General features: G+C 67.3%; 12 protein-coding genes. 5 read left to right on the top strand and 7 right to left on the bottom strand.

Features of this window, described 5'->3' with window-relative positions; genetic code table 11:
• Positions 1-6: 6 nt before the first annotated feature.
• Positions 7-1578: a dolichyl-phosphate-mannose--protein mannosyltransferase gene (locus AC069H_RS32310; protein ID WP_478234829.1), complete on the bottom strand. Its 1572-nt coding sequence runs from the start codon at positions 1576-1578 to the stop codon at positions 7-9.
• Positions 1579-1646: 68 nt separating this feature from the next.
• Here AC069H_RS32310 and rsmI point away from each other — a divergent pair, with 68 nt between their 5' ends.
• On the top strand, positions 1647-2483 hold the full coding sequence (gene rsmI, locus AC069H_RS32305) for a 16S rRNA (cytidine(1402)-2'-O)-methyltransferase (protein ID WP_478234828.1): 837 nt from the start codon (positions 1647-1649) through the stop codon (positions 2481-2483).
• Here rsmI and AC069H_RS32300 read toward each other — a convergent pair.
• Positions 2480-2956 carry a QsdR family transcriptional regulator gene (locus AC069H_RS32300; RefSeq protein ID WP_478234895.1) on the bottom strand — a complete coding sequence of 159 codons (477 nt, stop codon included), beginning with the start codon at positions 2954-2956 and terminating at the stop codon, positions 2480-2482. The two genes, rsmI and AC069H_RS32300, sit on opposite strands and share 4 nt — an antisense overlap.
• 177 nt (positions 2957-3133) lie before the next feature.
• On the opposite strand from AC069H_RS32300, the gene AC069H_RS32295 reads away from it, so the two are divergent.
• Positions 3134-4093: a quinone oxidoreductase family protein gene (locus tag AC069H_RS32295; RefSeq protein ID WP_478225498.1), complete on the top strand. Its 960-nt coding sequence runs from the start codon at positions 3134-3136 to the stop codon at positions 4091-4093.
• Between the two features lies 1 nt (position 4094).
• Here AC069H_RS32295 and AC069H_RS32290 read toward each other — a convergent pair whose 3' ends face one another.
• From AC069H_RS32290 to AC069H_RS32270, 5 genes are all read right to left on the bottom strand, one after another.
• Positions 4095-5372, bottom strand: a complete 1278-nt coding sequence (locus AC069H_RS32290) for an aminodeoxychorismate synthase component I (RefSeq protein ID WP_478234827.1) — start codon at positions 5370-5372, stop codon at positions 4095-4097.
• A gap of 109 nt (positions 5373-5481) precedes the next feature.
• Positions 5482-6102 carry a glycoside hydrolase family 25 protein gene (locus AC069H_RS32285; RefSeq protein WP_478234826.1) on the bottom strand — a complete coding sequence of 207 codons (621 nt, stop codon included), beginning with the start codon at positions 6100-6102 and terminating at the stop codon, positions 5482-5484.
• Between the two features lie 86 nt (positions 6103-6188).
• Entirely contained in the window at positions 6189-6953 is a 765-nt protein-coding gene (locus AC069H_RS32280; protein WP_478225501.1) for an ABC transporter permease, read from the bottom strand.
• Entirely contained in the window at positions 6943-7953 is a 1011-nt protein-coding gene (locus AC069H_RS32275; protein ID WP_478225502.1) for an ATP-binding cassette domain-containing protein, read from the bottom strand. Before AC069H_RS32275 ends, AC069H_RS32280 begins: the two co-directional genes overlap by 11 nt.
• An 88-nt stretch (positions 7954-8041) precedes the next feature.
• Entirely contained in the window at positions 8042-8635 is a 594-nt protein-coding gene (locus AC069H_RS32270) for a PadR family transcriptional regulator (protein WP_478234825.1), read from the bottom strand.
• A 62-nt stretch (positions 8636-8697) separates the two neighbouring features.
• Between AC069H_RS32270 and metG the strand changes: the two genes are divergently transcribed.
• The 3 genes from metG (at position 8698) to AC069H_RS32255 (ending at position 13128) form a co-directional block, all read left to right on the top strand.
• Positions 8698-10491: a methionine--tRNA ligase gene (gene metG / locus AC069H_RS32265; protein WP_457959804.1), complete on the top strand. Its 1794-nt coding sequence runs from the start codon at positions 8698-8700 to the stop codon at positions 10489-10491.
• Between the two features lie 7 nt (positions 10492-10498).
• On the top strand, positions 10499-11335 hold the full coding sequence (locus tag AC069H_RS32260) for a TatD family hydrolase (RefSeq protein ID WP_478225504.1): 837 nt from the start codon (positions 10499-10501) through the stop codon (positions 11333-11335).
• 413 nt (positions 11336-11748) lie between these two features.
• Positions 11749-13128 carry a transglycosylase family protein gene (locus AC069H_RS32255; RefSeq protein ID WP_478225551.1) on the top strand — a complete coding sequence of 460 codons (1380 nt, stop codon included), beginning with the start codon at positions 11749-11751 and terminating at the stop codon, positions 13126-13128.
• The last annotated feature ends 56 nt before the right edge of the window (positions 13129-13184 follow it).

The following is a 13184-nucleotide window of genomic DNA, read 5'->3' as shown; positions in this document are numbered from 1 at the left end:
TCGTGATCACTTCCAGGACGGTAGCCACAACTCGGCGTTCCAGTGATCGTTGGTGATCGCGTTGCCGTTGAGAATCGGCCACAACCAGGCGAAATTGGCCACGACGAGACCCACGTAGAGGGCGACGACGAGCATGCCGGTGCCCCGTCGTTCGAAACCGCGTTTGGCGCTGCCGAGGATCTGCCCGAGGATCAGCGTCAGCCCGAGTACCAGGAAGGGTGCCAGCGGCGTCGCGTAGAAGTAGTACATCTGACGGTCGAGGTTGGTGAACCACGGCAGGAACCCGGCAAGGTAACCGACGAGCACGGCGGCGTAGCGCCAGTCCGCGCGGAAGACCGACCGCCACACGCTCCAGCCGAGCATCGGCAGGGCCAGCCACCACATGGCGGGTGTGCCGATCAGCATCGTCGCCCGCACGCAGGTCGACTCGCCGCAGCCGGTCGCGTCGGTACCGCCCGCGTACGCGTAGAGCATCGGCCGCAGGCCCATCGGCCAGGTCCACGGCTTCGACTCCCATGGATGCGGTTTGTCCTTGGGCGTCACCAGGTTCGCGTGGAAGTCGAGGACGTTCATAGTGTAGTCGCCGAGCGACCGCAACGCGGGCGGCATCCAGGCCCAGAAACCGGGATCGATGTCCTTGATCGCCACGTAGTTGCGGTCGGTCGCGGTCTCGCTCGCGAACCAGGCCCAGTAGCAGGCGAGGTACACCAGGATCGGGATGACGACGATCGCCCACAGCGCCGGCAGCACGTCGCGGCGCAGCGTGCCGACCCAAGGCCGCTGCACCCCGGCGGCCCGGCGCGCGGCGACGTCGAAGAAGACGGTGAGCAGGCCGAACGCGGCGATGTAGTAGAGCGCCGACCACTTGACGCCGAAGGTCAGCCCGATCATCAGGCCGCCGGCGAACCGCCACCAGCGGAAACCCAGCTTCGGGCCGAACCGCGACTCGTCGATCCAGCCTTCGCGGACGGCAACGGCGAGCCGCTGCCGCACCTGGTCGCGGTCGCACAGCACGCAGGCGAACGCGGCGAGGACGAACAACGCGATGAAGATGTCGAGCATCCCCATGCGGGACTGCAGGTGCAGGACGCCGTCGCTGATCACCAGGATCCCCGCGACCGCGCCGAGCAGGGTCGAGCGGGTGAGGCGCCGCGCGATCCGGATGGTGAGGAACACGATCAGCGTGCCCGCCAGCGCGGGCATGATCCGCCAGCCCCAGGCGTTGTAGCCGAACAGCCATTCGCCGATCGCGATGAGATGCTTCGCCAGCGGCGGGTGGACGATCAGCTCGTAGCCGTAGTTGTCCTCGTAACCGCCGTTGCGCAGCATCTGCCACGCCTGGGGGACATAGTGCTTCTCGTCGAAGACGGGCGTGCCCTTGTCCGTGGGCGTTCCCAGGTTCTGGATCCGGACGATGCCGCCGATGAGCGTCAGCACCAGCGTGACGAGCCAGCCGCGCAGGCGATCGGTCGGCATGCCGCGGCCGAGGAGGGTGGCCTCCCGGTCACTCGGTGGCCTGAGCGCGTCGACCGGATCCGGCCGCACGCTCTCGTTGTCCCGGGTCAGCAGTGCGGTCACGGGGCATGATCCTACGGGCGGAAGAGTGAACTCGGTGTCCGGATCTGCGAACCGGTTAACCTTCGGGAATGACCGAAGGACGCCTCGTGCTGGCAGCCACCCCGCTCGGAGACGTCCGCGACGCTTCGCCGCGCCTGTCCGAAGCCCTCGCGACGGCCGACGTGATCGCCGCCGAAGACACGCGGCGCCTGCGCTCCCTCACCGCGGCTCTCGACGTCTCGCCGGTCGGGCGCGTCGTCAGCTTCTACGAGGACGTCGAGACGGCTCGCCTGCCGAAACTGCTCGAATCGCTCCAGTCGGGCGAGACAGTGGTCTTGGTGACCGACGCCGGTATGCCGAGTGTTTCGGATCCCGGATTCCGCCTGGTGGCGGCCTGCGTCGAGGCGGATGTGCCGGTGACCTGCCTGCCCGGCCCGTCGGCGGTGACCACGGCACTGGCGCTGTCCGGCCTGCCTTGCGACCGTTTCTGTTTCGAAGGGTTCGCTCCGCGCAAACCCGGTGAACGCGCGAAATGGCTCGGTTCGCTGAAGGACGAGCCCCGCACGGCCGTGTTCTTCGAATCTCCGCACCGTCTCGCGAGTACGCTCGCCGACGCCGCCGAGGTCTTGGGGCACGACCGTCGCGCCGCCGTCTGCCGCGAACTGACCAAAACCTACGAAGAGGTCAAACGCGGCAATCTGCCTGAGTTGGCGGCCTGGGCCGCCGACGGGGTCAAGGGCGAGATCACCGTCGTCCTCGCGGGCGCGCCGCCGCGTTCGGTGAGCGTCGGAGACCTGGTCTCGGAGGTCGCGTCGCGTGTCTCGGCAGGTGAACGCCTGAAGTCCGCCGCCGCCGAGGTCGCCGAGGCCGCGGGAGTGTCGAAGAAGGAGCTCTACGACGCGGTGCTCGCGTCCCGCAAGAGCTAGGACAGCAAGGCCGTCACGGCCGCGTGTGCCTTCGCGGCATCGGGCTCCGCGCCGGTGATGACGTCCGTATAGATGAAGGACTCGCCGATCCGCACCAGCAGGTAGGCCAGGTCCTCGACCGGCAGCGGCGGGGTGAGCCGCCCGGCCGTGACCTCCTCGTCGAGGAACTGGCGCATTTTCGCGATCGCGCGGCTCTGCACCACGCTGGCCTTCGTCGTCAGGATCCGCAGCGCCCGCTCGGGCTCGTTGCGCAGGAACTCCCGGAACGGTTTCGAGCCGTTCACGGTCCGGACGAAGGTGCCGACGAGGTCCGCGATCCCTTCGGCGCCGCGGCCGAGCCTGCCGGAAGCCCGCGCTTCGAAGACCTCGACGGTCATCGACCACAGGATCTCGCCCAGCAGCTGATCCCGGCCGCCGACCCACCGGTGCAGGGTGGCCCGGCTGATCCCCAGGTCACCGGCGAGTTCGCCCATGTCCACCCGGCGCCCTTCCAGAAACCGGGCGCGCGCGATCGTGAACGCGCGCAGGGCGTCCGGGCGCGGCGAGGTCAGCTGGCGTTCGAATGCGGTTTCGATGAGTGAAACATATCACGACATGTCTCATGCCTGAGACATATGCAAGAATGTCTCATCCCGACGAGGAGGATGCGGATGCGCGCAGTACAGGTGACCGAGTTCGGCGGACCCGAGGTGCTCAACCTCGTCGACCTCCCCGATCCCGTCCCTGGCCCAGGCCAGCGGCTGGTCGAGGTCGACCGGATCGGCATCAACTACGCCGATACGCACCAGGCCGAGAACTCGTACCTCGCTCCGAGCAAGCTCCCGCTCGTGCCCGGCGGCGAGATCGTCGGCCGCACCGCGGACGGCAAGCGTGTCGTCGCGCTGCTCAACGGTGGCGGCGGCTACGCCGAGCGAGCGGTGGCCGACGACGTCACCAGCTTCGAGGTGCCCGAGGGCGTCGATGACCTGACCGCGCTCTCCTTCATCGTCCAGGGCACCACCGCCTCGCTCCTGCTGCGCAAGAGCGCCCACCTCGAAGCCGGCGAATCCGTCGTCGTGCACGCGGCCGCGGGCGGGGTCGGTTCCATCGCCGTGCAGCTGGCGAAAGCCTGGGGAGCGGGCCGGGTCATCGCGACCGCCAGCAGCGCCGAGAAACGTGCCCTCGCCCTCGAACTCGGCGCCGATGTCGCCATCGATTCGCGCGCCGGGAACATGACGGACGCCCTTCGTGAGGCGAACGGCGGCAAGCGTGTCGACATCGTGCTCGACATGACCGGCGGCACGGTCACGGACCAGAGCATCGCGGCCCTCGCGCCGTTCGGCCGCCTCGCGTTCTACGGCATGGCCAGCCGCGAGAACCCGAAGCCGATCGAAGCCCGCAACCTTCTCGGGCACAGCACCACCGTTTCCGGGATGTGGCTGCCGCACGCCTTCAAACTCCCCGGAAACGTCTTCGGGCGCACGCTCGACGAGCTTTTCGAGCTGGCACTCGCCGGCCGGGTCCGCGCCATCGCCGGCGGTGAGTACGCGCTGTCCGACGCGCGCGCCGCCCACGAGGCCCTGCGCTCGCGCGGCACGATGGGCAAGCTTCTGCTGGATCCCACCAAGTAGTTCAGCCGAGCAGGCGCTCCAGCGGGGCGGATTTGTGCAGGCATTCCTGCCATTCCGCTTCGCTGTCGGAGTCGGCGGTGATCCCGCCGCCGACTCCCAGCTCGATCGTGTCTTCGTGGATTTCGAAGGTTCTGATCGCGACGTTCAGTTCCAGCCCGGCGATCGGCGAAGCGAGTCCGATCGCGCCTGTGTAGACGCCACGCGCGGCCGGCTCCAGATCGGCGATCAGATCCAGCGCGCGGATCTTCGGCGCGCCCGTGACGGAGCCCGGCGGGAAGGTGGCCGCCAGCAGTGCGGCGTCGTCGATGTCGTCGGCGAGAAATCCCTCCACAGTGGACTCCAGATGCCAGACCCCCGGCGCGGGCCGGACCGCCAGCAGTTCGGGAACCCGTACGGTGCCGGTGGCGCACACCCGCCCGAGATCGTTGCGGACGAGATCGGTGATCATCACGTTCTCGGCGACGTCCTTGATGGATTCCCGCAGCCGCTGCGCGAGATGCGCGTCGGCGGTGTTCCGCCGCGGCAGCGTGCCCTTGATCGGCGTCGACCGGACGTGCCGCCCATGCCTGGCAAGGAAAAGCTCGGGGGAGAACGACACGACCGAGCCCCAGTCGCCGCCGAGGAACGCCGCCCGGCGTGCTCCCAGACGACGTGCACCCTCGGCGAACAACGCGATCGGGTCGCCGGTGAACTTCCCGCTGAAGCGAGCGCAGATATTCGCCTGGAACAGCTCTCCGGCTTCGATCGCGTGCACACAGGCTTTGACCGCGTCGTAGTGCTCCGAGGGAAGCGGACGCGACAACGGGCCGGAACTCCAAGCCGTCGCTTCGGGAACCTCGGCAAGGGCGGATTCCACCGCGGCCAATTCGTCGACCGGATCCGGGGCGTCGTCGGGAACCAGGGCTTCGAACCACCACGTACCGTCCGCGTCCAGCCGCAGCACCCTGTCGACCCAGCCCCAGGCAGCCGGAGGAAGCGCGCCGGACCGGCCGGCGGGATCGGTCAAGTCATAACCCAGGTACCCGAACCAGCCGCCCCCGACCGCGCCGGGTATCGCGTCGCGAATGTCAGGCAGCCGGGTGGGGATCGCGAACGCTTCCGCCACGTCCCGGACAGGAGCCAGGGAAGCGTTGAGCGCGATGACCGCGCGCGACGAGAACCACTCTCCGCACAGCGCGGCGGGCGGTGCGAGTCCGAGCTTCCCGGCGCGTACCCCGAGGACCGCCAGTGCCCGTTCGGGCCCGACGTCCGTCCGCAGCCTCCCGCACATCAACCGCACGCGACATTGTCACCGTCCGGATAGCCGGAAAGGCAACCCGTGTCGGCCGGAAAGTGAGATCCGCGACCACGCGGTGACATCGTGCACACCCGTCGTCACGCAGTGGGTACTACAAGAGCACATCCGTGAGCTTGAAGGGGTAGACCACGGTGTCCTGCGCGATCGGTCCGTCCACACCGGGCAGACCGGTACCGAAACCGTGCTGATGCAGGCCCAATCGCGAGTGGAACCATCCCGGCCTTCCCGGGATTTCGTTGTGCCTGACCAGCCACAACACCACTTCGCTGTCCGCCCACTTGTCCGGGTGCAAGCGGTTCGTCCAGCAGTCGAGCCCCGCGTACACCAGCACGCGTTCGACGCGCGCCGCATGCCTGACATGCTTGATCCACGCCTTGATGAACCGGTCGTCGACGCTGGGCGCCTCCACCTCGAGCGCGGGCGCGAGCGAACCGGGCGCGAAGGCGCCGAGCGCGCTCGCCGTCCGCACGAAATGATCGGCCTGGTCGTGGACGGCGCCGGGACGGGCGTAGTGCCGTGCACCGGTGTGGATACCCGCGTGCTGCGCGCCGGTCAGATTGCGTTCCGCCGCGACGTCCCGCCAGTTGGTGTTTTCGGTGACGGTGACCGAAGCGAACCGGGTGTCGGCGCCACGCACCGCCGCCCAGTCCGTCACCGTCTCGCGGTGGGACAGGGTGACGCCGTGCTCACCTTCCGGATCGATCGAACTCACCTGCCTCGAATTTCGCCCCAGTGCGACCGAAAGGTCACCCTACGTCCGAGGAGCGGCCGCAAGGTGACCTTTCGGTTCAGCGTGTCTCAGGCGTTTTCGCGTTGGAACGTCCGTGAGCCCCACCAGATGGCCAGAACGGCCATGACCAGCACCACGACGCTCCCGGTGAACAGCGCGTCCATCGAGAAGTCACCGCGGAAACTGCTCCGCTCGACATCCACCACGTGCCGGAACGGATTGATGCGGGAAATCGTGTACAGCCACTCCGGCGCCGAGCGCGCGGTGATCGGGATCAGGATTCCGGAAAGCAGCAGCAGGGGCAGGAGAACCGCGTTGAGCAAAGCCGGGAAGGTGTCTTCGCTCTTGAGCGTCAACGCCAGTGCGTACGAGCACGATGCCAAGGTGATCGACATCAGGAAGACGATCACCAGGCTGAGTACGACGCCGCCGAACGGCGCGTTCAGGTCGAAGACCAGATACGCCAGCGCGATGATGAGCAAGGCCTGGACGACGGTCTGCAGCGCGTTGGCGAGCACCTTGCCCAGCAACAACGCCACCCGGCTCACCGGTGTGACCCGCATCCGCTCGACCACGCCCGAGCGGTACTCCGCGAGGAGCCCGAACCCGACGAATGAGCTACCGAACAGCGCGAGCTGCGCGATGATCGCCGGCGTGAAGATCATCCAGCCGTCCACATCGGACAGGCCTTGCGCGTTGAGGGCCTTCACCAGAAGCGGTCCGAAGAAGAACAAGTAGAGCAGCGGCTGCATGATGCCGATCGCCAGCCATGTCGGGTTGCGCAACGCCGCGAGCATGTCGCGGCGGAAGATCAACCAGGTGTCATGCAACATGCGTGGCCTCCTTCTCCGCGGCGGCGTCGACCGGCGCGCCTTCTTCGGCGTCGCGCAGGCTCCTGCCCGTCAGGGTCAGGAAGACGTCGTCGAGCGTCGGCCGGTGCACCTGCATGGACGCCATCGCGATGCCACGCGCGTCCAGCGCCCGAAGCAGTTCGGGCATCGCGGTGTCGCCGCGAGGAACCCGGAATCGCACGGTGCCGTCGGTGACGGTCAGTTCGTGTGCCCCTTCGAGGCGGCCCGCGACCTCCGCGGTCTCGGCCGCCGACTCCGGTGAGACCCCGATGACGACGCTGTCACCGGAAACCCGCGCCTTCAACGAGTCCGGTGTGCCTTCGGCGACGATCTTCCCGTCGTCGATGACGATCAGCCGGTCCGAGAGCGCGTCGGCCTCGTCGAGGTAGTGCGTGGTCAGGAAGACCGTGACACCTTGCTCGTCGCGCAACCTCCGGATGTGGTCCCAGAGGTTCGCCCGGCTCTGCGGGTCGAGACCTGTCGACGGTTCGTCGAGGAAGACGAGACCGGGCGAGTGAATCAGCCCGAGCGCGATGTCGAGACGGCGGCGCTGGCCACCCGACAGGGTCGCGGTCGTGCGCTGGTCGAGCCCGGCCAGGTCCAGTTGTTCGGCGAGGACGGCTCCGCGCGCGAACGCCTCCGTCTTGCTCATCCGGTACAGCCGGCCTTGGAATTCGATCTCTTCGATGACCTTGCTCGCCGGCGCGGTGCCGCCGCCCTGGGCGACATAGCCGATTCGCCGACGCACCCCCAGCGGGTCGGCGAGCAGGTCGCAGCCGCCGACCGTCGCCTCACCGGCGGTGGGCTTGAGCAGCGTCGTCAGCATGCGCAGGGTCGTGGTCTTCCCCGCGCCGTTCGGTCCCAGGAAACCGACCAGTTCCCCGGCCGACACGTCGAGATCGACGCCTTTGACGGCGTGGACCTCGCCCCCATTGCGGCCCTTGCGGCGGAACCGCCGCTCAAGGCCGCGTGCCTTGATCATGTCTACTCCTTTCGGGCGTCCAGCTAGTCAAGTTTGACTAGTGGCAGGACGCACTGTGCCCTAGGAGTCGTTCCGTAGTCAAATTTGATTACTTGGGTGGCGCGCCGAACACGGCTTCGTCGTCGCCTTCGCCCGCCATGACGTACTCGCCGGCTTCGAGACGGCCGATCAAATCCCGCATCCAGCTCACGTTCGCTTCCGCGTGCGCGCTCCACAGGCGGTACAGCTCGCTCACGTGGGGCGGTTTCCCGAGGTCGACGGCGTGTTCGCGGGCGTAGTGAGTCGATTGTGCGTGCGCTTCCATGTTCGCCAGCTGCTGTTTCAGCAGGGCCAGTACCTGCGCGCGGGGAAGGGCCGGCATGAACGTGACCGCCGCCGACAGCGAGTACCCGGTGGCGTCGTCGCTCGACAACGCCCTGCCGAGTTGCACGAGGAACTCGGTCTCGCCGTCTTCGGTCAGCCGGTAGGCGACGCGATCGGGCCCGCCACCCGTCTCGACGTCCTCGACCTGTTCCAGCAGGCCTTCGGTGGTCATCTTCTTCAGCGCGTGATAGATCGAACCCGGCTGGACATTGCCCCACTTGTCGGCCGCCCACGAGAGAAGCTCGCGCCGGACCTGGTAGCCGTGTGCCTTCCCGTACATGCGCACGACACCCAGCACCAGCAGACGCGTGGCGGACACCGAGGCCTCCGATCCTCTCCCGGACAACAATGCCTTAGACGACGTCCGTAGGCTAAACAAGCATGAGCACCCCAGTGTTGACTGCGGTGGCCTGGCCCTACGCCAACGGCCCCCGCCACATCGGCCACGTGTCCGGATTCGGCGTCCCGTCCGACGTCTTCTCCCGCTACCAGCGAATGGCCGGCAACCGGGTGCTCATGGTGTCCGGTACCGACGAACACGGCACCCCGATCACCGTCCAGGCCGACAAAGAAGGCATGACCTCCCAGCAGACGGCCGACAAGTACACCCGCCAGATCGGTCAGGACCTGCAGGGGCTCGGCCTCACCTACGACCTGTTCACCCGCACCACCACGGGCAACCACGCCGAGGTCACGCAGCAGATCTTCCTCGCGCTGCACCGCAACGGCTATGTCGTCCCCAAGACGACCCGGGGCGCGATCAGCCCCTCCACAGGTCGCACCCTGCCCGACCGGTACATCGAAGGCACGTGCCCGATCTGCGGCTACGACGGCGCTCGCGGCGACCAGTGCGACAACTGCGGCAACCAGCTCGACGCCGCCGAACTGATCAACCCGAAGTCCCGGATCAACGGTGAAACGCCGAAGTTCGTCGAGACCGAGCACTACTTCCTCGACCTGACGGCCTTCGTCGACACGCTGGGCAAGTGGCTGTCCAGTAAGACCGACTGGCGTCCGAACGTCCTCAACTTCACGAAGAACCTGATCGACGACATGCGGCCGCGGCCGATCACCCGCGATCTCGACTGGGGCGTGAAGATCCCGCTGGACGGCTGGCGCGACCAGCCGCTCAAGCGCTTCTACGTCTGGTTCGACGCGGTCATCGGCTATTTCTCGGCGAGTGTCGAGTGGGCGCGGCGCACCGGTAACCCGGACGCCTGGCAGGAGTGGTGGAACAACCCGGACGCCCGCTCCTACTACTTCATGGGCAAGGACAACATCACCTTCCACGCCCAGATCTGGCCCGCGCTGCTCTTCGGCCACAACGGCGAAGGCGATCGAGGCGGCGTGGCGGGCAAGTACGGCAAGCTGCACCTGCCCGACGAGATCGTTTCCAGCGAGTTTCTCACCATGAGCGGCTCGAAGTTCTCGACCTCGCGCGGCACTGTCATCTACGTCCACGACTTCCTTCGCGACTTCGGCCCGGACACACTGCGGTACTTCATCTCGGTCGCGGGACCCGAGACCCAGGACACCGACTTCACCTGGGACGAATTCGTCCGCCGGACCAACTTCGAACTGGCCAACGAGTGGGGCAACCTCGTCAACCGGTCCATCTCGATGGCCCACAAGAACGTCGGTGCCATTCCTCGCCCCGACGCCCCCACGGCCGCAGACGAAGAGCTCAAGGAGCTCTCCCGCAAGGCGTTCGACACCGCCGGCGCCCACTTGCAGCGGTCACGGTTCAAAGCCGCGGCGAGCGAGGCCATGCGTGTCGTCACCGCCGCGAACCGGTACCTGTCGGACCAGGAGCCTTGGAAGCTCAAGGACGACCCCGCCCGGCGCGACAGCGTTCTGCACACCGCGCTGCAGGTCGTCTCGGACGCCAACACGCTGCTGACTCCCTTCCTGCCCCACTCGGCGCAGAAGGTGCACGAGGCACTCGGTGGCACGGGCGTCTGGGCGGCCCAGCCCGAGCTTCAGGAAGTCGAGGACCTCGACATCCCCGGCCGGATCAACCCCATCATCACCGGCGACTACAAGGCCGAGCAGGCACGCTGGAAGTCCGTGCCGATCGAGGTCGGCAAACCGCTGGAGAAGCCGACCCCGCTGTTCGCCAAGCTGGACCCGGAACTCGGCGAGACCGGTCCCGAATGGGCCCCGATCTCGAAGTGATCAGCTGATGGGTGCGGAGAAGAAGGAACTGCCGCCGATCCCGGACAGATTGCCGGTATCGGTGGTGGACGCGCATACCCACCTCGACGCGTGCGGCGCGGTCACCGCGGCTGATGTGACAGCCATGGTCGACCGCGCCGAACGCGCCGGTGTTTCGCGGGTGATCACCGTCGCGGACGACCTCGCGGCCGCTCGCTGGGCCGCGCAAGCGTCCACTTGGGACCCGAGGGTCTGGGCCGCCGTCGCGATCCATCCCACGCGTACCAAGGATTTCGGCGAGCCCGAGAAATCTGAAGTGGAGAGTCTCGCCAAAGAGTCCAGAGTGGTCGCGGTCGGCGAGACCGGCCTCGACTACTACTGGGACTACTCGCCCCACGACGCTCAGCAGGACGCCTTCCGGTGGCATATCGATCTCGCCAAGCGGATCGGCAAACCGCTGATGATCCACGATCGGGACGCCCACGAGGACGTCCTCCGGATCCTCGAGGAAGAGGGAGCGCCCGAGGAGGTCGTCTTCCACTGTTTCTCCGGGGACGAACACATCGCGCGCCGGTGCGTCGACGCGGGATACGTGCTTTCGTTCGCCGGCACGGTCAGCTTCCGTAACGCCCGCGGCCTCCACGAGGCGGCACGGATCGTTCCGGCGGACCAGTACCTCGTCGAAACGGACGCTCCGTTCCTGACCCCGCATCCGTTCCGTGGGCGGCCGAACGAGCCCTACTGTGCCGCCTACACGGTCCGGCACCTCGCCTCGCTCAGGGGCGAGGCGGTACACGAGGTGGCCGAATCGGTGCGAACGACCGCTGAGCGGGTCTTCGGATTGCCGACAGTCACCACCGGTTGAACGGATTGCGACATTAGTGATCAGCAATGGCCCACTCTGATGAGTGACCAACGTCACGACACTCCGGGCGGTGTTTGCGCAACCCGGCGAGGTTCGTTACTGTCCCGTGATCGTGCCGGTCGGGACCCGCTCAAGCGGTTTCCGGCTGTTACGCCCACAGTCACGTCAGTGCACGTCGGGGAAGCGGAACCAGGAGCGGTACGGCCTGGAACCGTGACGATGGCGCTGGCTGGGGGTGTCGGACTTCTAGAGGTGTGCCGAAGCGCGCATCGAGACGAAGGACGTAGTGGAGTGGTTGTCGAGCTCCTCGACGTCTTGGGAAAGGGAACGACCCAGTGACTGGTAGCAGTAGGCAGGATGGCTCGCGCCCCGGCGCAGAGACGAACACCTTCGCTTCCTCCGGTTCGGTTGCCGTGCTCGACCGCGACACTCAGTACGGCGAGCTGGACTACTCCGACGATCCGCGCATCACGCACCAGGACGTCCTGGCCGCGCTCGGCCCCGACGCCGACACCCTGATGGCCGAGATCGACGTCGACGTCGACGAGCTGATCCGCCTCATCAGCGCCGAGACCACCATGCTCCCGCCGATCGTCATCCCGGACGAGCTGGCCGAAGACCGCACCGCGGGCGCGCCGATGAAGGCCGCGACCAAGGACGAGGTCATCTCGAGCGCGACCCGCGTCTGGAAGAAGCGTTTCCTCAAGGGAACCGTCATGGCGGTGCTGCTCACCCTCGGCGGTGGCGGCGCGGCCGCGATGGCGATGAACAAGAGCGTCACGGTCGACGTCGACGGCAAGCAGCAGACCGTCCACAGCTTCGGCGACACCGTCGGTGAGGTCCTCGAAGACGCCGGCCTCTCGGTCGGCGCGCACGACTCGCTCTCTCCCTCGCCTCAGGCCGAGGTGGGCGACGGCGGCGTCATCAAGCTGGAGCGTGGCCGCAAGCTGAACCTGATCGTCGACGGCGCACCGCAGCAGGAGTCCTGGGTCCGCGCGACCAACCTCGGCGACGCGCTGAACCAGCTCGGTCGTGCCGACCTCGCCAAGGCCGGCACTTGGACCTCGCTCCCGCAGAACGGCGAGCTGCCGCTCGAAGGCGCCACCGTCGAGGTCAAGACCCTCAAGAACGTCACCGTCTACGACGGCGCGAACGAACCGCGCAAGGTTCAGACCAACTCGGTCACCACCAAGGAATTCCTCGGTGAGCTCCGGATGACCCTCGGCCCGGACGACGAGGCCGTCGGCGGTCTCGACGTCAAGCTGGTCGACGGCGCCGAGGTCCACATCAGCCGGACTGGCGTCACCATGGTCAAGCAGGACGAGGAGATCGCGCCGCCGGAGCAGAAGGTCGACGACCCGAACCTCGAAAAGGGCAAGACCAAGGTCGAGGACCCGGGCACTCCCGGCCAGAAGACCGTGACCTACAAGGTCACCAAGCGCAACGGCAAAGAGGTCGGCCGCGAGAAGGTCTCGGAAGAGGTCCTCACCGAGGCCAAGCCCAAGATCGTCAAGGTCGGTACCAAGAAGCCCGCCGATCCGGTCATCGGAGACGCCGGCGCCTGGGACCGCATCGCGCAGTGCGAGTCGACCGGTAACTGGTCCGCCAACACCGGCAACGGCTACTACGGTGGCCTGCAGTTCAACAAGAGCACCTGGGACGCCTATGGCGGCGACCAGTACGCCGCGTACCCGCACCAGGCCAGCAAGGCCCAGCAGATCGCTGTCGCCGAGAAGGTCCGCGAGGACCGTGGCGGTTACGGCGCTTGGCCGCACTGTGGCAAGAAGGCCTGACGCCAGATCATCCTCCTTTCCTGAAGGTCACCGTGTGGGTTCGCCCGCAAGGTGGC

The organism is Amycolatopsis sp. NPDC043887 (assembly GCF_056435665.1).
The sequence above is the reverse complement of the archived record's forward strand: the minus strand, read 5'-3'. Positions and strand labels throughout refer to the sequence as shown.